This is a genomic window from uncultured Bradyrhizobium sp. (genome assembly GCF_964252615.1).
GTDB lineage: Bacteria > Pseudomonadota > Alphaproteobacteria > Rhizobiales > Xanthobacteraceae > Bradyrhizobium.
Map to the genome: position 1 here is coordinate 1 of NZ_CAXUNQ010000070.1, position 19,703 is coordinate 19,703.

The 19,703-nt window shown below is 59.0% G+C and carries 15 protein-coding genes and 4 pseudogenes; 11 read left to right on the forward strand and 8 right to left on the reverse strand.

The annotated features are described in order from the left end of the window. From ACFE72_RS22460 to ACFE72_RS22470, 3 genes and pseudogenes are all read left to right on the forward strand, one after another. The coding region (locus tag ACFE72_RS22460) for a transposase (protein WP_375415332.1) at nt 1-352 on the forward strand (352 nt) is incomplete at its 5' end. After that, nucleotides 349-708 carry an IS66 family insertion sequence element accessory protein TnpB gene (gene tnpB, locus ACFE72_RS22465; RefSeq protein WP_375415333.1) on the forward strand — a complete coding sequence of 120 codons (360 nt, stop codon included), beginning with the start codon at nt 349-351 and terminating at the stop codon, nt 706-708. The genes ACFE72_RS22460 and tnpB, both read left to right, overlap by 4 nt. A gap of 72 nt (nt 709-780) precedes the next feature. Next, nucleotides 781-2,310 (forward strand): annotated as a pseudogene (locus ACFE72_RS22470) (IS66 family transposase). Nucleotides 2,311-2,697: 387 nt separating this feature from the next. On the opposite strand, the pseudogene ACFE72_RS22475 reads toward ACFE72_RS22470, so the two are convergent. The 7 genes and pseudogenes from ACFE72_RS22475 to ACFE72_RS22505 form a co-directional block, all read right to left on the reverse strand. After that, a pseudogene (locus tag ACFE72_RS22475) lies at nt 2,698-4,280 on the reverse strand (ABC-F family ATP-binding cassette domain-containing protein). Nucleotides 4,281-4,352: 72 nt separating this feature from the next. Next, nucleotides 4,353-4,988, reverse strand: coding sequence for a response regulator transcription factor (locus ACFE72_RS22480; RefSeq protein WP_375415334.1), 636 nt, complete (start codon nt 4,986-4,988; stop codon nt 4,353-4,355). Next, entirely contained in the window at nt 4,985-7,276 is a 2,292-nt protein-coding gene (locus ACFE72_RS22485; protein ID WP_375415335.1) for a PAS domain-containing protein, read from the reverse strand. The genes ACFE72_RS22480 and ACFE72_RS22485 overlap by 4 nt, the downstream gene beginning before the upstream one ends. 140 nt (nt 7,277-7,416) lie before the next feature. Further along, entirely contained in the window at nt 7,417-7,857 is a 441-nt protein-coding gene (locus ACFE72_RS22490; protein ID WP_375415345.1) for an organic hydroperoxide resistance protein, read from the reverse strand. Nucleotides 7,858-7,894: 37 nt separating this feature from the next. Beyond that, a complete protein-coding gene (locus ACFE72_RS22495; RefSeq protein WP_375415346.1) occupies nt 7,895-8,368 on the reverse strand; it encodes a cytochrome P460 family protein in 474 nt (157 codons plus the stop codon). Nucleotides 8,369-8,428: 60 nt separating this feature from the next. Continuing rightward, nucleotides 8,429-9,478, reverse strand: coding sequence for an alpha/beta fold hydrolase (locus ACFE72_RS22500; protein WP_375415336.1), 1,050 nt, complete (start codon nt 9,476-9,478; stop codon nt 8,429-8,431). A gap of 265 nt (nt 9,479-9,743) precedes the next feature. Continuing rightward, complete coding sequence (locus ACFE72_RS22505) at nt 9,744-10,772, reverse strand: alpha/beta fold hydrolase (RefSeq protein ID WP_375415337.1); 1,029 nt, start codon at nt 10,770-10,772, stop codon at nt 9,744-9,746. Between the two features lie 243 nt (nt 10,773-11,015). On the opposite strand from ACFE72_RS22505, the gene ACFE72_RS22510 reads away from it, so the two are divergent. Next, nucleotides 11,016-11,756, forward strand: coding sequence for an SDR family oxidoreductase (locus tag ACFE72_RS22510; RefSeq protein ID WP_375415338.1), 741 nt, complete (start codon nt 11,016-11,018; stop codon nt 11,754-11,756). Nucleotides 11,757-12,158: 402 nt separating this feature from the next. Here ACFE72_RS22510 and ACFE72_RS22515 read toward each other — a convergent pair. Further along, nucleotides 12,159-12,287, reverse strand: a pseudogene (locus ACFE72_RS22515) (cation-transporting P-type ATPase); the annotation flags it as partial. A 348-nt stretch (nt 12,288-12,635) separates the two neighbouring features. Here ACFE72_RS22515 and ACFE72_RS22520 point away from each other — a divergent pair. The 7 genes and pseudogenes from ACFE72_RS22520 to ACFE72_RS22550 all read left to right on the forward strand — a co-directional run. Further along, nucleotides 12,636-12,897, forward strand: a pseudogene (locus ACFE72_RS22520) (transposase); the annotation flags it as partial. 1,099 nt (nt 12,898-13,996) lie between these two features. Further along, the gene (locus ACFE72_RS22525; protein WP_375415339.1) at nt 13,997-14,767 is read left to right on the forward strand and encodes a glycosyltransferase family 9 protein; all 771 of its coding nucleotides are present in this window, start codon (nt 13,997-13,999) and stop codon (nt 14,765-14,767) included. Then, the gene (locus ACFE72_RS22530; RefSeq protein ID WP_375415340.1) at nt 14,754-15,455 is read left to right on the forward strand and encodes a lasso peptide biosynthesis B2 protein; all 702 of its coding nucleotides are present in this window, start codon (nt 14,754-14,756) and stop codon (nt 15,453-15,455) included. The genes ACFE72_RS22525 and ACFE72_RS22530 overlap by 14 nt, the downstream gene beginning before the upstream one ends. After that, nucleotides 15,455-17,242 (forward strand): asparagine synthase-related protein, encoded by a 1,788-nt coding sequence (locus tag ACFE72_RS22535; protein WP_375415341.1) that lies wholly within the window; start codon nt 15,455-15,457, stop codon nt 17,240-17,242. The genes ACFE72_RS22530 and ACFE72_RS22535 overlap by 1 nt, the downstream gene beginning before the upstream one ends. 42 nt (nt 17,243-17,284) lie before the next feature. Continuing rightward, a complete protein-coding gene (locus tag ACFE72_RS22540; RefSeq protein WP_375415342.1) occupies nt 17,285-17,458 on the forward strand; it encodes a lasso RiPP family leader peptide-containing protein in 174 nt (57 codons plus the stop codon). Between the two features lie 204 nt (nt 17,459-17,662). Beyond that, on the forward strand, nt 17,663-18,505 hold the full coding sequence (locus ACFE72_RS22545) for an FkbM family methyltransferase (protein ID WP_375415343.1): 843 nt from the start codon (nt 17,663-17,665) through the stop codon (nt 18,503-18,505). A gap of 885 nt (nt 18,506-19,390) precedes the next feature. Next, complete coding sequence (locus ACFE72_RS22550) at nt 19,391-19,669, forward strand: hypothetical protein (RefSeq protein WP_375415344.1); 279 nt, start codon at nt 19,391-19,393, stop codon at nt 19,667-19,669. Nucleotides 19,670-19,703: the final 34 nt, after the last annotated feature.

A 19,703-nucleotide genomic window follows, 5' to 3' on the forward strand; every position in this document is an offset into this window, starting at 1 on the left:
ACATCGAAGGCTTCTACAATCGAACCCGTCTTCATTCCGCCATCGGATATATCGCCCCGATCGAAATGGAGCTAAAAGCAGCTTAACCCTGTCCATTTTTTCGGGGGAAGATCATCCCTCCTCCCGTTCGGCAAGCCCAATCGTTGCGCGGCCACGTGAGGGTCATCGGCGCAGGTTCAGTGAGGCGGATAAGCGCCAGATTCTTGATCAGGCCGCGTTAGATGGAACGAGTGCCGCTGAGGTCGCTCGCCGCTACGGTATCGACGCCCGCGTTCTGCGTCGATGGAAGCAAGAGCTGGCGCCTCCGGCATTTGTCGCCGTCGAGATCACCGATGCGGAGACCGTGGCATGACAACCCTTCTCCCTCCGAACGTGAAGGTACATCTCGCCTTAGGCTTCATCGATATGCGCAAGGGCATTGATGGCCTCGCCATGCTGGTGCAGGGCGTGCTGCAGCAGGATCCCTTCACGGGCCACCTGTTCGTGTTCCGCGGACGCACAAGGGCCAACCTGATCAAGATCATCTATTGGGACGGCACCGGGCTCTGCCTGTTCACCAAACGGCTCGAGCACGGCGTCTTTCTGTGGCCGCCGAGCATCGAGCCTGGCGAGACGCTGTCGCTGACCTCGGCCCAGTTGTCGCTGCTGATCGAAGGAGTGGACTGGCGCGCTCCGGAGCAGCGCTGGCGTCCGGCTCTAGCAGGCTGACACTGCGACTGATTGACTCGGTGACGGAAGTGGCGAGGCAAGTACGGCGCGAGTCAGCTACTTTTCTCGCTCATGGACATCGATCTCGCAGCCCTGCCCGGTGATGTGGAGACGTTGCAGCGGATGGTGCGCTCGCTAGCGGCAGAGCGCACCAGCCTCAGCGAGGCGCAGGCGGAGATCGAACGGCTCCATCTTATCATCAAGAAGCTGCAGCGCAGCCAGTTCGGCCGACGCGCAGAGCGGCTCGACGACGATCAGCTGCAGCTCGGCTTGGAGGATCTCAACGCCGATCTTGCAAGGGCCGAGGCCATACTTCCCTTAACCAGGACCAGAACTCCAAGGACGCAAGACGAGCGGCCGAGCCTGCCAGCACACCTGCCGCGCGAGGACAGATGGTTCGATGTCGAACACCAGGCCTGCTCCTGCTGCGGCAGCCCGCTGCACATGATCGGCGAGACGGTGAGCGAGATGCTCGACCATGTGCCGGCACGCCTCCGGGTCATCCGTATCTGCCGACCCCGCTATGGCTGCCGGGCCTGCGGGACCATCCACCAGGCACCGGCCCCGGAGCGGCCGATCGCCAACGGCCTCGCAACCCCCGCCCTGCTCGCTCATGTCCTGGTCTCCAAATACTGCGATCATCTGCCGCTCTACCGGCAAAGCCAGATCTTTGCCCGGCACGGCGTCGAGATCGACCGCTCGACCCTTGCCAACTGGGTCGGCGGCGCCTGCTGGTAGCTGGAGCCGCTGCAGAAAAGGCTTGCTGAGCACGTCTTCGCTTCGCAAAAGCTGTTCGCCGACGACACTCCCATTCCGGTGCTCGATCCTGGCCGCGGACGCACTAAAACCGGCCGGCTATGGGTCTACGCCCGGGACGATAGACCATGGCACGGGCCCGATCCGCCGGCTGCCCTCTATCTCTACAGCCCCGACCGCAAGGCCGAGCGTCCTCTTGCTCATCTGGCAAGCTTCAAGGGCACGGTTCAGGTCGACGGCTATCCCGGCTTCGAGCAGCTCGGCGCCGACATCCGGCTCGCAGCCTGCTGGGCCCATGCGCGGCGGAAGTTCTGCGAGGTCCACCAAGCGACCGCCTCGCCGATCGCAGCTGAAGCGCTGCGGCGGATTGCAGAGCTCTATGCCATCGAGACTATCATCCGTGGCCAGACCGCCGTCATTCGGCAGAGCGTGCGTCAAGCCAGATCGCTGCCGCTGGTCGGAGCCATGAAGCTCTGGCTGGAAGCCCAGCTTGCCCACATCCCACCCCGCAGCAGCCTTGCTGATGCGGTGCGTTATGGGCTGAACCGCTGGGACGCTCTTTGCCGCTTCCTCGATGACGGACGCATCGAACTTGATACCAACACCGTCGAGCGCGCGATTCGTCCCGTCACGCTTGGCCGCAAGAATCACCTGTTTGCCGGATCCGACAGGGGCACCGACCGCTGGGCGACGGTCTGCTCCCTCATCACCACCGCCAAGCTCAACGACGTCGAGCCATTCGCCTATCTCGAAGACGTGCTCGAGCGCATGTCTAACGGGCATCCCATGAGCCGCCTCGACGACCTCTTGCCCTGGAACTGGCGGCCAATAACCACCGCGCACTGACACACGTGCAAGAAATGGACGCTTACCTGACGGAAGCGTCCACTGCTCGCGCACATCTGCGAGATCTGCGCCGATGCGTCGGACAGTAGCCACAATGTTTATTTCAGCGAAATTTTGATGCCGCTGATGTTCGGAGCGAACTCCATCCCCGCCCTAGGCTAGCGCGTGCGCTGCGCGACGCTTAATCGGAAGATCACCACCATTGGTATCATTCGGGCGATTGTTTGGGGTTCGCAGTTCTATTGTGAATGGTAGCAAAATGGCGCGCCATTCAGAATAAAACTTCGAACCCATATGTAGTTGAAATACAAGATCAAACTGTGGGGCTGCAACCGTGACGTTCGCGAGTTATTACGAGGCTAGCTTTCTTCGTTTTTTTGGCATCCGCTACTTTGCCAGGCCCACTTTTCGTGAGGCGCGAATAGCGTTTAGGAATATCTCATCGTGACTGACGACCAGCAGCGCACCATCATAGGCCTGCAATCCCGCTTCGACAGCTTCAATCGCATCGATGTCCAGATGATTGGTCGGCTCATCAAGGATCAACAGCGGAGGCGGCCTGACGCCTCCTAACACGCACGCCAGGCCCGCGCGCAGCAACTGGCCGCCGCTCAAACTTGAGACAACCTGCAATGCAGCGTCGGCCCGGAACATGAACCGTGCCAACGCGCTTCGACAGGCATTCTCATCCGCCAAAGGATTGATCCGGCGGAAATTCGCCAGAATGGATAGCGACGGATCGAGCAAGCTCACCGGTTGGTCGAACATCGCCATGTCGGTCTTCAGACGGACATGACCAGCCCATGGCTGCAACTTTCCGTCGATCAGCTTCAGTAGCGTGGTCTTCCCCGAACCGTTGGGGCCGGTAATGGCGACGCGCTCCGGCCCGGTGATCGTGAGCGAGACATCCCGCAAGATGGGATTCTGCCGATCGTAGCCGGCCGTGACCCGATCGATCTGCAGAACGGACTTTGTGGCCGGAAGCAATGTCGAACAGAACCTGACCGAAAACGGCTGCAGCACCTCGATCCGCTGTCGCGCATCCGCGGCAGCCGTCAGAGCCTGCGAGCGCCGCCGCTCGGCCACGCGCGCGCGCGCTCCGCCTGTATCTTCGCTACGATCCTTGCGGCCCCCGGCAAGGAGCCGCGGAATGCCGCCTTCGCCTGCTTGCGTCGACCTCCCGCATCCTTGCGTGCCTTGCTTTCAGCCGCATCCTGCGCCTTTTTTTCGATCTCGGTTAAATGCTTCATGGCATACGCGAGATCGTGCTGCGCCGCAGCCAGCTCGATACTCTTGCGTTCGCGATATTGGCTCCAGTTGCCGCCATAGCGAGCAGCTCCCAGCGACGTCAGCTCAATGATCGCGTCCATGGTTTCGAGCAAACCGCGGTCGTGACTGACGACGATCGCACCACTTCGCCAGCCAGAGAGAAGATCGATCACGGCCATGCGGCCATCACGGTCGAGATTGTTGGTTGGTTCGTCCAGCAGCAGGAAGTCCGGCCTCGCAAAGATCAATGCGGCGAGGCGCGCCCGCGTAATCTGGCCGCCGGACAATCTGACGAGTTCGGTTTCGATCGCCACATCCAGTCCGAGGCGCGCCAGCGCGGCCGCGACCCGCTCCTCCAGAGTCCAGTCCGCTGAAGCAACTTCTTCCGCAGTCGCGCTTCCGGTCTCCGCACGCCGCAGCACGGCCAATTTCTGCTTTGCGCCGAACAAGTCGGCAATCGTTTCACCGGTTTTCGTCAGTACGCTTTGTCGCAACATTGCGACAGTCCCGTTGACGGACAGCGTACCTACCTGCGGCAAATGCCGACCTGCTATCAACGACAGCAGCGTGGTTTTTCCAATTCCGTTACGGCCGACAAGCCCGGCCCGCTCCACCCTGAAGCTGAGGTTGATGCCGGAACACAGCACGCGACCATCGGGTGTCGAGAGAGACACATCGGACAAAGCGATCGAAGCGGACATAGACAGGAATTCCGTTGACGGAACGCGCAGCATGGCATCCGGACCTTGTGACGGGTTCGCTCGATGAACCCACTATATCGACTTCTTGACGCCAAGCGTCTCCGCCATTCTCACCAGATCGGCCACCGAGCGCGCTTCCATCTTCTTCATCATGATTCCACGGTGGATTTTGACGGTCACCTCACTCACTTCGAGGATGCCGGCAATCTGCTTGTTCATCAGGCCCGATGTAACCAGCTTGAACAGCTCGCTCTGCCGCGGCGTCAAAGATTCGAACCGGCCGCGCAGCTCGGACAGCCTCTCTTCGACCTTGCGCCTTTCGCGATCCACGGACAATGCGCGCATGACCGCATCGAGCATGTCCTGATCGCGGAACGGCTTGGTCAGAAAATCAACCGCCCCGGCCTTCATCGCCCGCACCGACATGGGGATATCGCCATGGCCAGTCATGAACACGATTGGAATCGGCACGCCATTCCGTGCCAACTGGTCCTGGAACTCGAGACCACTGACGCCTGGCAGCCTGATATCCAGTACCATGCAGCATGGCATATCGGGCAGCTTGCTGCTCAGCATTTCGGCAGCCGACCGGAATACCATCACGTCGATATTCATGGATCGAAACAGATAGGTCAGCGCGACGCGCATGGACTCGTCGTCATCGACAACGATCACCACCTCTCGCAGCTTGAGACTATCGCGCGTCATGGTTCACGTATCGCTAGCGGAGGGACCACCGCCGAAGATGGCAGTTCAAACTGAAAGGTCGCACCCGGTCGGTCGGAATTCGACGTTGCCCACAAATGGCCGTCGTGGTCCTCGACGATGGAACGACAGATAGAGAGCCCCATTCCCAGCCCACTTGCCTTGGTGGTGAAGAAGGCCTCGAACAGTCGCTCGGGATCGTTCGGGATTCCCGACCCGCTATCCTCGATCGTCACGGCAACCCGCCCGGTCTCGCTGCAGAACGAGCGGACCACCAATATTCGCGCACGGCCGTGCACCTCTTCCATTGCCTCGGCCGCATTGATCATCAGGTTGATGACGACCTGTTGCAGTTGCGTGCGATCCGCGATGACCGGCGGAAGATTATGAAGGTCGCATCGCAGCACCACCCCCTTCCCCTGCAGTTGCCGATACAGCAGAGCAGCGACCTCCTCGATCACGTCATTCAACTGAACGGACCCTTTGTTGGCGTCCGCCTTCTTCATCATTCCACGGACACGACGGATCACATCGGCCGCGCGGTTACCGTCCTTGACGATCCATTGCGCGGCACCACGAACACTCTCCAGATCCGGCATGTCGCGATCCAGAAAACGCAGACATGCCTGAGCATTGGCGACGATCGCCGCCAGCGGCTGGTTGACCTCGTGCGCAATCGTAACACTGATCTCGCCCAGCGTCGCCACGCGCGTCGCATGAGCTAATGCAGATTGCGCGGTATACAGCGCCTCTTGCGACTTCTTTGTCTCGGTGATGTCCAACAAGGCTCCAACCACTTCGCTACGGGCCCCCTCATAGGTCGCCCGCCTCGCCAGAACATGCAAATATTTGATCGAATCATCCGGCATCTGAAGGCGGATTTCGTAATCCCAGTATTCAGTGCCTTCCATCGCCCGATTGAGCTCGTTCACCATCTTCATCCGATCTTCGGGATGAATGCGCTGAAGAATAAGGTCGGTCGTTAAATTGGAAGCGGGCTCCAATTGCATGATTTGATAGGTCTGGTCCGACCAGAAGTGAGTGTCGCTTTCGATATCCCAGGCGAAACTGCCCGTACAGCTCAGTTTCTGCGCCTCGGCGAGATAAGTTCGGCTACGTCTCAACGCACCCTCGGCCTGCTTGCGGTCTTCGATATCCGTGTTGGTGCCGTACCATCCCGCGATTGCTCCCGACTCGTCGCGCAGCGGTTCGGATCGGAACAGAAACCATCGATAGACCCCATCCGAGCGGCGCATGCGCGCCTCCATCTCGCCCGGGACCTGTGCTTCCAGCATATCGAGCCAGGTCTTCTGCAAATTCGGCGCATCATCGGGATGAATGACCGACGTCCATTGCCAACCGAGTGCCCGCTCCAGTGACAGCCCGGTATAATCGAGCCAGCGTTTGTTCAGATATTCCGCAAAACCATCTGGCTTCGTGCGCCACGCCAGCGTCGGGATGGAATCCAGCGTCAGCCTCAGTTCTCGCTCCGCGGCAGCAAGGCGCGCTTCGCTTTCCCGCAAGGCGTTATCCGCATGCTTGCGATCCTCGATATTAAAACCGATCGAATACCATTTGATGATGCGGCCCTCGCCATCCCACAACGGCGTCCGTCGAATGCTGAACCATTGATACGACCCGTCTGCGGCACGGATCGGCGCTTCCGCGATGAGCGGTTCGCCGTTCTGCAGCGACGCCCGCCATGCTTCGCGCTCCGGATCATCGGGATGAAACAGCCCCGCTCCCTTCGCGGCAATGACGTCCTCGAGCTTCATTCCGGTATAATCGGTCCACACCTTGTTGACGAAGCTATGCGTTCCGTCGGGATGATAGGTCGATATCATCGCCGGAATAGTATCGATGGTCAGTTGAAGCTCGCGTTGAACCTCCGCGAATCTCGTTGCATTCGCCAGAGTTTCCGACCTGGCTTCCCGCAGAGCGCGCTTGCTGCGCCGCTCGGAATCGCACAGCAACGACACCAGCAGCGCCGCGAAGGCAAAAAACACAAGCTGCGGCAGATCGCTACGCTGAAACGCCAGCGAATAGCGCGGCTCAAGAAAAAAATAATCGAACGCCAGGATCGTCAATGCCGTTGCAATGATCGCCGGAACGACACCGCGGCTCCACGCCACCAGCATCACCGCGCATGAGAACAGCGATGCCGATGGCGTGATGCCTGAGAGACGATAAAGTCCGAATGCCCCGACAACTGTCGCAGCGACGGCCAGCACGGCGACCGCGCAATCGACAACCAGCTTATGGATGGACCTCCGCGAGAGCATGAATGTCATCTGCCGTTTTCCGCTGCGCCCGGACCCACATCGACCGAGGGTAGCGGATCTGACAGCAATTGAATGATCTCTATCGATTTTAGCCGTTCGAGATATTCAGGGAAGCCGGATTTTGAAGCCTGGATATCGCGGCGCCCCTCTCAACCATCCTTCGATGCAGTCTCGACCACTTTGATCTCAACGTCGACATTGCCGCGGATCGCCTTGGAATACGGGCATGTCTGGTGCGCCGCATCGACCAGCGCCTTTGCCGATTCACGCGCCATGCCGGGCAAGGTCACGTTTAGCCTGGCCTGGAGAAAATAGCTGCCATTCACCATGCAAAGATCAACCTCGGCGTCGATCGTTGTATCGGGCGGAAGAGCAACCTTCATGCGATGGGCCGCCAACCCCATAGCGCCGTGAAAACAGGCGGACCAGCCGGCGGCAAACAACTGCTCTGGATTGGTACCGACGCCGGTGCCGGTAGGACTGGTCAGCCGAATATCCAGACGACCATCCGAACTGCGCGACACGCCGTTCAGGCGATCGCCCGTCGTATGGGTCTTTGCGGTGTAAAGTACGTTACCACTCTCTGTCATCATGACATCCTTCTCTGGCAGACGGGTTCATCGGTCATCAGGGAGCGTAGCGGGTGAAGACGTAGTCGTGATCCTTCACGCCAGCCTCATGGCAGGCAAAGCAGGTCTCATGATGCGCTTGATCGGCCGGCTTGCCACTGACGAAGCGGCCAAAACCCCAACCGCCGGTCGCCGCGTATTTCCTGGAATCCTTGACCATGATCTGGACCGTAGTCGCAGCGCCGGGAATGGAGGCCGGCTCGAATTCGGGAGACTGCACATGTTTCCAGGCGAGCTTGACGAGAACGGTGCCGTCGGGAAACGGAAGCGCTTTATCCTTGTACGCCTTGATTGCCACAGCATTGCCCAGCACCGCGCGCAACTCGTTGAGCGGTTCGGCTTCCTGCGCCGGTGCGATCAACTCCCATTGACGATAGCCCGCGGGGATTTTGACGCCATAAATCGGTGAAGCATCGCCTTGGTCCGCATTCCCGGCCGTCAGCGACCAACCGGTCACGACCGAAACACTCATTCCCGCAGCAAGCAGCAAGGCCGAGATGCGATTCATGTCATTCCTTCCTGTCTTGCCGGATCACAGCACCGCGACATCGACGATTGCCGATGCAAAGGCTTGTGGGGCCTCCTGCGGCAAGTTGTGACCGATGCCGCCCTTGATCAGCCGATGCCGATATTTGCCGGAGAATTTTTTAACATAAGCACTGCTTTCGAGATGCGGCGCACCGTTGGCATCGCCTTCCAGCGTGATGGTCGGCACCGAAATCACGGGCCCCGCAGCGAGCTTCGTCTCCAGCTCGTCGTACCTTGCCTCGCCTTCAGCCAAGCCAAGGCGCCAGCGATAATTGTGAATGCAGATCGCGACCTGATCCGGATTATCCAGCGCCGCAGCACTCCGCTCGAACGTCGCATCATCGAACTGCCACTTAGGGGAGGCGAGTTGCCAGATCAGCCTGGCAAAATCGCGGCGATACTTGTCGTATCCCGCGCGACCGCGTTCGGTGGTGAAGTAGTACTCGTACCACCATTGCCGTTCGGCAGCCGGCGGCAGCGGAACCTTGTCGGCTTCCCGGTCTTCGATGTCGTAGCCGCTGACCGACACCAGCGCCTTGCAACGCCGTGGCCACAGCGCTGCAACGATATTGGCCGCGCGCGCTCCCCAATCAAAGCCGCCAAAGATAGCCGTATCGATCTTGAGCGCATCCATCAACGCAATGACGTCAACCGCGAAGGTCGCTTGCTGACCGTTCCGCATTGTCTGGTCAGACAGGAAGCGCGTCGCACCGTAGCCGCGAAGGTACGGAATGATGACGCGAAAACCCCTTGCGACCAGGGCCGGCGCGACGTCGGCAAAGGCATGAATATCGTAAGGCCAGCCATGCAGCAGAATGACCGGTGGGCTGTCCACGGGACCGACATCCGCGTAAGCGATGTTCAGCACGCCCGCATCGACATGTTTGAGCGTGCCGAGTGCTACCGCGCTTCCTGCGGCTGCAGACTGCAGCTTGATCGCAGTTGCTTTCGGCTCCGCGTTTGCCAGTCCAATCAGGCCGAACTGCCCCATCGCAAAGGTCGTCGCGGCCATGCCTACCAGTTTGCGGCGCTGTTGATCGATTTCGTCAGCCATTGCTGTCTATCCCTCGCTGTCGCTACCGACCGCTTCATCCAAGCGAGCCGGTCGATGCCGGAAGATGCCGGAAGAGAACGACCGCCGCATATCGCACAGGCATAAAGTGGACTACGACCATGGTGTTAGTGAACCCAACGGGCACGTGTTATCGGCGTCGGACGTCACGCATCGCATAGATTTCGCCGCGATGAATCCATTGCGTCCAATACGCAATTCACCTTTGGGAATTTCGCGATGCAGATCGCCGATCACCGGCCGCGCTTCAAGCGCGGCCGACATCGATAATTGCGAAGGCAAACGCCTGCGGGGCCTCCTGCGGCAAGTTGTGACCGATCCCGCCCTTGATCAAGCGGTGCGAATACTTGCCGGTGAACTTCTTGGCATAGGCGCCCGCGGGTGGATGCGGTGCGCCATTGGCATCGCCTTCGAGCGTAATCGTCGGGACGTTGATGGTCGGCGCAGCAGCAAGTTTCTGCTCGAACTCGTCATACTTCGGTTCGCCCTCCGTCAGCCCCAAACGCCAGCGATAATTGTGGATCGAGATGGCCACGTGATCGGGATTCTCGAGCGCGACCGCGCTCCGATCGAACGTCGCATCGCTGAACTGCCACCTGGGCGATGCGAGTTTCCAGATCAGCTTGGCGAAGTCATGCCGGTATTTGTCATAACCTGCGCGTCCGCGCTCGGTGGCGAAGTAATACTGATACCACCATTGTAATTCAGCCTGCGGTGGCAACGGCGCCTTGTTGGCGGCCTGACTGCCGATCAGGTATCCGCTGACCGACACCAGCGCCTTGCAACGCTCCGGCCACAGCGCAGCGACGATCGCCGCCGTTCGCGCGCCCCAGTCAAAGCCGCCGATCGTTGCCTGTTCGATCTTGAGGGCATCCATCAGATCGATCACGTCGAGGCCCAGCACAGCCTGTTGACCATTGCGCACGGCCGCGTCGGATCGGAAGCGCGTGGTGCCATAGCCACGCAGATGCGGAACGATGACACGGAAGCCTTTCGCGCTCAGGATCGGAGCAACTTCAGCGAATGAATGGATGTCATACGGCCAGCCGTGCAGAAGAATGACCACCGGGCCGGTCGCCGGACCGACCTCGACATAACCGACGTTGAGCGCACCGGCATCGATCTGCCTGACCGGTCCAAATTCGCTCGCCTGCGTTGCCCGGCGTGGCTCAGCCTCGGCTTCCGCACGGCCGAGCAAGCCGAATTGCGTCATTGCAAATGTTGCTGTCGCGGCGCCGAGAAGAAGACGGCGCTCTTTACTGATGTCCTCGATCATCACATGCTCTCCGGATATTGACGATGGCTCACATTGCTGACGCGGGCCTTCGACGTCGGCGTTCGTTCCAAAACCTTGTCGCGGTTCTTCGCTACGGCAAATCGTCCGCGCGCACACCGGACTACGACCAAGGTGTTAATGGACGACCGGAGTCGCTGATGGCGGCAATCGCGCTCGCATTGGATCAGGGAGGGCAGATAGGCGCGCCCGAACGGGAGGCGCCGCCGGAGCAAGGAGACCAATATGACTGTCGGTGCATCAGACCAGCGGCGCGTGGCCATTGTGTTCGGCGGATCGCGCGGCATAGGCGCCGGAATCGCGCAGCGCCTCGCCGCCGATGGTTTCGCGGTCGCGCTGACCTATCTTGGCAGCGCAGACCGCGCAGCACAGGTTTGCGATGCGATCGCTGCAAGTGGCGGCCAGGCGATTGCGGTTCGTGCCGATAGCACCGACTCCAATGCAGTGCGACTCGCCGTCCAACAAACGATCCAGCAGTTCGGTCGTCCGGACGTGGTAGTCGTCAATGCCGGAATCCTCAAGCTCGGCCCGATCCATTCGTTCGCGATTGAAGATTTTGACCGACTGGTCGACGTCAATATTCGCGGGGTATTTCTGTCTATCCAGGCCACTATGGCGGCAATACATAATGGCGGACGGATCATTACCATCGGCAGCAATGGCGCAATACGCGTCGGGTCTGCGCAAGGGGCCATCTATGCGATGACCGAGGCAGCCATCGCGTCTCTGATCAAGGGACTGGCGCTCGAGCTGGCACCGCGCGGCATCACTGCTAATAACGTGCAGCCGGGGCCTATAGATACGGACATGACCGACGGGATGATTGATGCGCTCACCGACCGCATCCCCCTTCGCCGCATCGGAAAGCCAGCCGACGTCGCAGCTCTTGTGTCTTATCTCGCAAGCGATGGTGCTGGCTTTATGACTGGTGAGAGTCTGACGATCGATGGTGGTTTCGTTCTCTAGTGAGAAACATGGTTGCTGGATACAGGGTCAAATGAGGTTCAGGCCCATCTTAAATAGCATCCGACTTTACCACGAGACATATGATTATGTCGCCAACATGAACGGCGAATGTCAGATCGAGAACATGAGGGGTACGATGCGCCTGCTTGAGAACGCCTTATCGAAGATGCCTTCCTGACTGTCGCGACTGAGACGCGGATCAGCACATTGCGCCTGGCCAATCATGACGACGCCGCTCGCGATTGCGGCAGCACATCGTGCTCAAACCACAATGGGTCAGCGTACCAAGCAGAACGCATCAACAGGCTGATGAGTCTGCAGGCCGTCGTCCTGAGCCGCTTGGGTGACATCCGCGATACGACAATCAAGGAATATAGCAGTCACTCGCTCGATCAACGTGGATCAGTCGTGGAAGCTCGCGACGTCGCCGATAGCCGCGGACAGTGCGCTCGCCACCAGCAGGATGATGACCAGCGGATTGCGGAAGCGGGAAAGAAACTGCAGCCAGAGCGGCGATCGCTTGACGACCGCGACATCGTTGGGGGCCGAAGGTCGTCAACCGCGATTGAGCCTCTGCGGCATCGAGCCCCCTGCAGCGCTCGTCGCAAGTCGTGACAGAATCCGGTCGACCGGCTCCTTACAGATTTCCTCCGCGCTGAGTTCAGTCCGCCTTCCATCTCGAATTCGACGATGCTCATTTGGCCAGTCATAGGAACGACGACGCCTGGTGATTTCGCTATCAGCTTGTTGCCGTCGAAGCGAGGAAATAGACGCGATCGGTGCCGATCGCGTGGCTGGAGGCGGCGTCGACGTGAGAGGTCAGTTTGATTCTTGCGGAACCATCCACTAGGCGCCCGCCCCGGGACGGCCGACCGCCAAGGCCTCGCAACCCCTGCCCTGCTCGCGCACGTGCTGGTCTCCAAATACTGCGATCATCTTCCTCTCTATAGGCAAAGTCCGATCTTTGTCCGGCAGGGCGTCGAGATCGACCGCTCGACTCTGGCCAACTGGGTTGGCGGCGCCTGCTGGTGGCTCGAGGTACTACAGAAAAGGCTCGCCGAGCACGTCTTCGCTTCACAAAAGTTGTTTGCCGACGACACCGATCCCGGTGCTGGATCCCGGCCGGGGCCGCACCAGGACCATAATCTGCGCTTCGATTGTCGTGATCCATAATATCACGCTGCGTTTTTCTTTTATAATAAATAGCTTAGATGACATTTTCCTTTACGGAAGTCCGAGAGGCTACAATCAGAATAGGCGGCGGTGCTCGGTTCAACCCTGAACCCGGCAAACAACGCGGACGCTCTTCGTCACCTCGGCCGCGCGCAGTGCAGATCGAACCGGTCTCCGGTGGGCATCTCCGGAAAACGGGAATATTTCAATGAATGGCCGGAGACTTTCGGCTATTCCCGCCCAAAACTCATGAAATTGGAGTCTGAAGACTGGCTACCGAATTCCGAAAGCCCGCCATTAGCCGGCTTTTCTGCGATTAGTTGAGGCCCAACCTGGGACAGCCGCTCTGCTGGCTGACCTCGGAGGATTCGAACTCGCACATTCCCGATCAGAAAAAGCCCTTTGACATGTCGTATGAATTTCCCCGCGTTTCGCCCGAATTCGAGGTCGGAGACTTCAGATTGCCGCCTGGACCACGCAGTGATGCGGACGGTCAGGTCCGCTAAGTGCAAACAAGCGACAGGGACATCTACCGCATTTTTCTGGCGCGGCAATCTGATTGCAATGGCCCGCGCCGCAACCCTTGAAGATACGACCCGGACCGTGAGCCCATCGGGCCGGGTCAATAATATTTTTGGATTAATGGTTTAAAGCGCGATCCGGCGTCATTCAACGATCGGCTACGTCAGCTCTGTTGAGTTCGAGCGGAAAGTGGGATTAGCTAGCCGTCATCAACCGGCAACAGCTCAGATTGCGACATCGGGGGAGTTCGGGTTCGGGTGGAAAACGGTGCGAGAACGATCCTGACCTCCTGGCTGTGGCTAATGCCGATCCATCTTGGCGACTGCCTGTGTGCGGCGGTTCTTATCCCCAAGTGCCTGGCCTTGCGAGGCGGACCCGGAGCAATCGACGTCGTAACGTCCCGCGAGATGCGGTCTCTGCTTGCCGGGGTTGCGGGTGTTCGTCGGGCGTTCACATATGGCGACGCGGAATTGGCGAGAACGACCTACGATTGGGTGATTGATCTCTCAATTGACCGGGTAGGCGTTCGCCTCTCGGAGCGACTCATGACCAGGCGCCTTATTCGTCGCGACCTGGCTGATACCCGCTCGATCCGCGTCTTTTCAGGAGATGCCCGCGCGGTCGAGGAATTCAGGTCGCCGACGTTCAACGAAGACGGCGTCGGACTTTGTGGTGACCCGGACCTTCCGATCTGGGCGCTGCACGCGCCGCTGATAGCTCATGCCGCGGGCCACGAGTTCTGGTCATGGTTTCACGTTTTGAGCAGTCTCAAGCTCGATCTTCGCGAAATCGAGAGTGCTGAAGTTGCGGAGGCTGCCGGTGTGAAGGTGACCTTGGCGCCCTGCGCCTCGCAGCCGGCCAAACGCTGGTGCGAAGAGCGGTGGCTGGACGTCGCCCGTTCAGGACTGGCTGCCGGTTGGGCGCTTAGTGTCGTGGTAGGACCGGATGAGAAGGGCTCTGCCGATCGGCTTCGTGGGCTCGGCGGGGTCACGATCCATGACTCCATAGACCTCCTGGAATTAGCGCGCCTGCTCCGGCGCCAACATCTAGTGGTTGCGAACGATTGCGGCCCAATGCACCTCGCGGCCAGCCAGGGGACGCCGACCCTGGCCCTTTTTGGTCCGACCAATCCCCGTTGCTGGTTCTTTTACAAGGGGCGGGGCCAGCGTGTTCTGCAAACGGCGCAAAGCTATAACCGATGGAGCCGGATCGATCATCCTTGCGAGCCCTGGACCGATTGGCCCACCTCATCTTCTGTCGTAACAGCGGCCAGGCAAATCGTAAACACCACCAAGCGCTCACATGAAGCAGTCTGAAATTCTGTACCCGGCGCCGCTTGTTCGACACGTCGAGGTGGAACTCCGCACAATTCTCCTGGATATCCGCGATGGGCGGTACGTCGTGATGAATGAGACGGCGAGCGTGATGTGGCGCGCGCTTGTTACATTGAATAGCGAAGCCGAGCGCCTCGAGATGCTGTCGGCCGAATTGCGAGGGTCGAAAAGTCGTCTTCAGGCCGATACACGAGCTTTCACGAGCGATTGCCTTAAGCGGGGGTACCTGCAGGAGGAACCGGTTGTAGCGTTGCCACCAGTTCATGCGCGGAACCGCTTCTCGGCACCAACCATACCTCACGCATGGATGTCTCTCGTTAGAACCCGCATTCGCATCGGGCATGATAATTTTCGGCGAGCCTATGAATATGCTCTCATGCTTCCAAAACCAGCCGCCTTTGCGGAGAGAGGCGCGAACGATCTGGCGCAGGCTCAACGAGCGTTTGTCTCTGCGGAAAACCTCATACCCCTTGTCAAGGCGCCAATCGATTGCCTGCCACGGTCTCTCGCGCTCTATCACTTTCTCATGCGAGCAGGGATCGACGCGCACCACTTCATTGGAGTCCAGCGGTTTCCCTTCCGCGCCCACGCCTGGGTTGAAAGCGGTGGGCAGCTGCTTCTCAACGATCCGGACGAGGTCGGCGGCTATACTACGATAGCGACGATCTGATGGGGACCAAAACCCATTTTGCCGGCTACCTGAGCACCGGCGGAAATCTGACTATTGGAGAAAGTGACGTTCCATTTGCTTCCATCGGCAAGCGAGCTGTCTTTCGAGGATATATTGCCAATGCATCCTCCGTTCGATCGATGCTGGACAACAACTGCAAAGGGGAATTGTCGGACGCGGAGTTGATCTGCCGCGCCGCGGAGCAGTGGCGCGGTGACCTCTCCCGCCATGTCTTGGGTGAGTACGCAGCGGTCGTTTACCTGCCTGATGCAAAACAACTTCTGATTACTCATGACACCTTGGGCATAGCAAACCTGTTCTACCACTCGACGCGGGATCGAATTTACTTCGCCACATTTCTGGAGGGTCTGCTTCGATGGGTTAGCCCCCTCCGGCTTGACGACGAATATATCGCCGATCATCTGGGCGGAAATCAGGAGGTTGGTCGGCGCACGCCTTACGACGGCGTTTTTCGGCTTCTGCCGGGCGAGAGCCTGTCATGGGTTGCGGGCCGTCTCTCCCGTCACCGAGCGTGGCCGTTCGCCGAACGGCGTCAAACGCGCCTGCAGTCTTCGGCGGACTATGAGGACACGATGCGGCTGCTGATCGCCGAGGGTGTCGATGCGGCGATTCCCTCAAAAGGTCCAGTCTGGTGCGAGCTCTCGGGTGGGCTGGATTCTACCACCGTTCTTGCCTATGCCGCACGGCAGAATGCAGGTCGAGTCACGGCCTGTTCAACGATCTACCCTCAATCAACTGTCGCGGACGAGCGAATCTGGATCGAGCACGCGCTGCGCTACTACGCCGTGCCGTGGCACGCGCTGGACGGTGACAGCCGTCTTCCGTTCGACCGCCCTTCGATCGGTTTCGTCGCCGAACCCAATGATCGAATGATTACTCAGGGAATGCTTGAGCTCTATGATCAGGCGCTTCTACGCGGTGGCGTCGAGGTCGTTCTGACAGGACAAGGCGGGGACGCGGTATTCCTCGGAGATGGCGCGGGACCCGTTTACCTTGCGGACATGATACGTGAAGGACGGCTACGGGCCCTCGCCTGGGCCGTGAGCGGATTGGTGAAGGAGAGTCCCGACAAACGATCCTCGCAATACTGGCTCACGCGTTATGCCCTGGCGCCGATACTTCGAAGCTGGCGGGGGCAGGTGCTCGACAGCTACTTCCACCGCTCGCCGCCTCCAGTATGGTTGCGCGAGGACTATGTAGATCGTCAAAGAGTCCGATGGAGACGGCGTCGACAACATGTGCTTCGAGCTGCCACCCTGGGGGGAACGGCCATTCTTGAACGAATCTCGGCCGTCGTCGCCGGGTTCACCCGACACAATAACCATCCGAACCCTGCGGCCGAGTTCCGTCACCCGCTTTTATACAGACCCCTCGTTGAATTCATGCTGAACGTACCCGGTGAGTTGGCTTCGTCGCCCGTGATCGATCGTGCTCTACAGCGTCGGGCGCTGGCAGGCATCCTGCCAGAGCCTGTTCGCACGCGGCGAGGCAAGGCGGGCCGCGGCCAAATATTCTACACTGGTCTTGAGCGGAGCGCCTTTTGGCAAAACCGCCTCACCGATTCGCCGATGATCGTCGAGCTTGGCTATGTCAACGGTGATCGCTGGCGCGCCGCGATCCGCGCCGCGGCGGTCGGGCACTCGCCAGGAATAGGAAGCTTGCTCGCCGCCATCTGTCTCGAAGCCTGGTTACAGCAGTTCATGGTTGGAGTGAACGGTCAGCTAGGTCTGTCTTCGAGGTCTCCATGGCCATTGCCACCGGTCTAAATCGGCGTTAGCATCCTGATGCAAATTGAAGGAGTTTTAGAGATGGCGAACAAGACACTCCAGGACCAAGCTAATGCTCGGAATAAGAACACTGCGAAGAGCGACCGTCGACCTGAATACTCCAGCCCGGAGATGGTCGATGTGGGCTCGGCGACCGATCTCACCCAGGGCGGTTCGTACAATGACTATGATAGCCCGGGTGTTCGAAAGACATAGGCATCCTCCTTGTCGACAGAATCCGGTACTTGGCGCCCGTCAACAGGCGCAAGCTATTGACCTTATGAGACAGGTGCCGGATTCGACCGTCTGATTTTCACCACCAGCTCGTGACGCTAACGCCGGCTGATGAACAATGCCGCAGCGAAAGCTTTCGCGTCCGGGGATAATTTTTTCCGAGGATATTTTTTTAAGGTATGGGTCATGACGGTCGCAGATCGGCCCATTGCCTTTGTGCTGGCGGCGTCCGATCACGGCGCGATGATCGTTAATCGCCTGGACGTCCATCGTCCGAGACAGGGTGGGGCATACGGAGTTGGCTTTGAGCTCCTGGAAAGCGGAGCTTACGCCCCTAGGGATGTAAATTTCTTTCTTCGCGTACTGAGGTTGAGACGAGCCAGTTTCGGCGACGGGGTCGTCGCTGTCGATTGCGGCGCCAATATCGGGACCCACGCCATTGAGTGGGCGAAGGCGATGACCGGATGGGGGACCGTCACGGCAATCGAGGTTCAGGAGCGGATATTCTATGCGCTTGCCGGAAACATCGTTCTCAACAATTGCGGCAACGCGCGCGCGACGCACGCCGCCGTTTCCTCTCGATGTGGCGTATTGCGGGCCCCTGTCCCGGACTATTCGCGCGAAGGAAGTTTTGGTAGTTTGGAGGTGAGACCGTCCAGGCACAACGAAGATATCGGGCAACCGATCGACTACAGGAAAAGCGCCACAACCGAGGTCGCAAGCCTGACGATCGACTCCCTTGGTTTGAGCCGTCTGGACTTCTTGAAAATCGACGTGGAGGGTATGGAGCTGGAGGTCCTTCAGGGAGCTTCTGCAACACTTGCCGCTTGCAGGCCTGTCATTGTCGCCGAACATATAAAGGTCGGTCGAGAATCCCTGGCGGCGATTATCATGCCTATGGGATATCGACTTGGTATCATGCCCATGAACATTGTCGCGGTGCACCAGGACGATCCCCTGCATGACGCCGTGCTGGGCGACGCTGCCATAACGAAATGGGGGACAGACAAGGCTGCGCCGCGACTGTAGTGTCGTAGAGATCACCACCGATACACGGACCACGGTTCCGCTGATTCCCCCACTGCCGCTATCGTGTTGGCCGGCTTGCCTTCGATCTACAGGCCGACTTCTTCAACCGATCCATTTGCGTATATTCCGGCTCATTCACCGCGAGTCTGCTTTGCTCGAAAGGAGGCATTTAATAGCGCAAGAAGACGTTCCGTCTGCCTGCGACCCACACCACAGAGTGCTGATCGCGACGGTCTCTGACTCCCATCTGCGGAAAACGGGAATATTCGGGTGTTTGCCAGAGACTTTGCAGATTTCGCTCACAGATTGTCGGATTTGGAGTGTAGAGACAGCGCAAGAATTAGCAAAAGCCTGCATTTTGCGGGCATTTTCAGAGTTTTTTGCTTATGCTATCCTGGATTGAGCGACTGCCTGGCTGTCCTCAGAGGATTCGAACTCGCACATTCCCGATTAGAAAAAGGCCTTTGAAATGTCAGGCGAATTTCCCCTCTTTTTCGCCAAATTCGGGGGCAGAAACTTCTGACTGCCGCCTACAGGACCTAGTGCCGATCGAACTCGGTCTCTGGCTCAGATTGCCGGTAAACGGGAATAGTTCAATCATGGCCGCGGAGGCGTTCGCGGTCTGTCCCGCCGGTCTCCAAAATCGGACACGGGCCAGATGAGCCGGTGTCAGTTTAGGGCATTAGCGGACGTTGCCGCTCCTCACAGGCATTTCGACTTTGCTGCCGAAGGCAGACGTTTAACAGCGCCTAGCGTCGTAGCGCACAGTCCGCGCCGAAACTGACTGCCGAACTTCAACTGCACGACCAACACGTAGCAAGCACCGCTTCTGGTTGCGGTATTTAAGATTACGCGTAAAAATGTTCTAGAGGACGGGGCCGTATCATGCAGCAATTATTGACAATTCAAGCTTTGACCTTCTTGGCTGGGCTGGCTCTGATTATGATCGGCAGCTTCGGCGGCGGTGTCGACGTCAAAGAGATCAAAATTCCAAAGCTGGCGACGGCTTCAAGAGCGATTAGCCTCGCGTTTGGGATAGCTCTACTGGTATTAGGCATTGCTTTCCCAAAGCTCTTTCAGAACGAGGACTCTTCGTCGAAGCAATCTGGCCCGGTGATAACCGCCGAAAAGGCAAACGCGCCAACTGAGCTGCTGCCGGTTTGATGGACACCGAGATTGGGTGTTTCATACAGCCGGA

Excerpts from the sequence above, each read along its gene's own strand:
- tnpB (WP_375415333.1), top strand. The coding sequence starts at position 349 with ATGACAACCCTTCTCCCTCCGAACGTGAAGGTACATCTCGCCTTAGGC.
- ACFE72_RS22480 (WP_375415334.1), bottom strand. The coding sequence starts at position 4,988 with ATGACGCGCGATAGTCTCAAGCTGCGAGAGGTGGTGATCGTTGTCGAT.
- ACFE72_RS22485 (WP_375415335.1), bottom strand. The coding sequence starts at position 7,276 with ATGACATTCATGCTCTCGCGGAGGTCCATCCATAAGCTGGTTGTCGAT.
- ACFE72_RS22490 (WP_375415345.1), bottom strand. The coding sequence starts at position 7,857 with ATGACAGAGAGTGGTAACGTACTTTACACCGCAAAGACCCATACGACG.
- ACFE72_RS22495 (WP_375415346.1), bottom strand. The coding sequence starts at position 8,368 with ATGAGTGTTTCGGTCGTGACCGGTTGGTCGCTGACGGCCGGGAATGCG.
- ACFE72_RS22500 (WP_375415336.1), bottom strand. The coding sequence starts at position 9,478 with ATGGCTGACGAAATCGATCAACAGCGCCGCAAACTGGTAGGCATGGCC.
- ACFE72_RS22505 (WP_375415337.1), bottom strand. The coding sequence starts at position 10,772 with ATGATCGAGGACATCAGTAAAGAGCGCCGTCTTCTTCTCGGCGCCGCG.
- ACFE72_RS22510 (WP_375415338.1), top strand. The coding sequence starts at position 11,016 with ATGACTGTCGGTGCATCAGACCAGCGGCGCGTGGCCATTGTGTTCGGC.
- ACFE72_RS22525 (WP_375415339.1), top strand. The coding sequence starts at position 13,997 with ATGACCAGGCGCCTTATTCGTCGCGACCTGGCTGATACCCGCTCGATC.
- ACFE72_RS22530 (WP_375415340.1), top strand. The coding sequence starts at position 14,754 with ATGAAGCAGTCTGAAATTCTGTACCCGGCGCCGCTTGTTCGACACGTC.
- ACFE72_RS22535 (WP_375415341.1), top strand. The coding sequence starts at position 15,455 with ATGGGGACCAAAACCCATTTTGCCGGCTACCTGAGCACCGGCGGAAAT.
- ACFE72_RS22540 (WP_375415342.1), top strand. The coding sequence starts at position 17,285 with ATGGCGAACAAGACACTCCAGGACCAAGCTAATGCTCGGAATAAGAAC.
- ACFE72_RS22545 (WP_375415343.1), top strand. The coding sequence starts at position 17,663 with ATGACGGTCGCAGATCGGCCCATTGCCTTTGTGCTGGCGGCGTCCGAT.
- ACFE72_RS22550 (WP_375415344.1), top strand. The coding sequence starts at position 19,391 with ATGCAGCAATTATTGACAATTCAAGCTTTGACCTTCTTGGCTGGGCTG.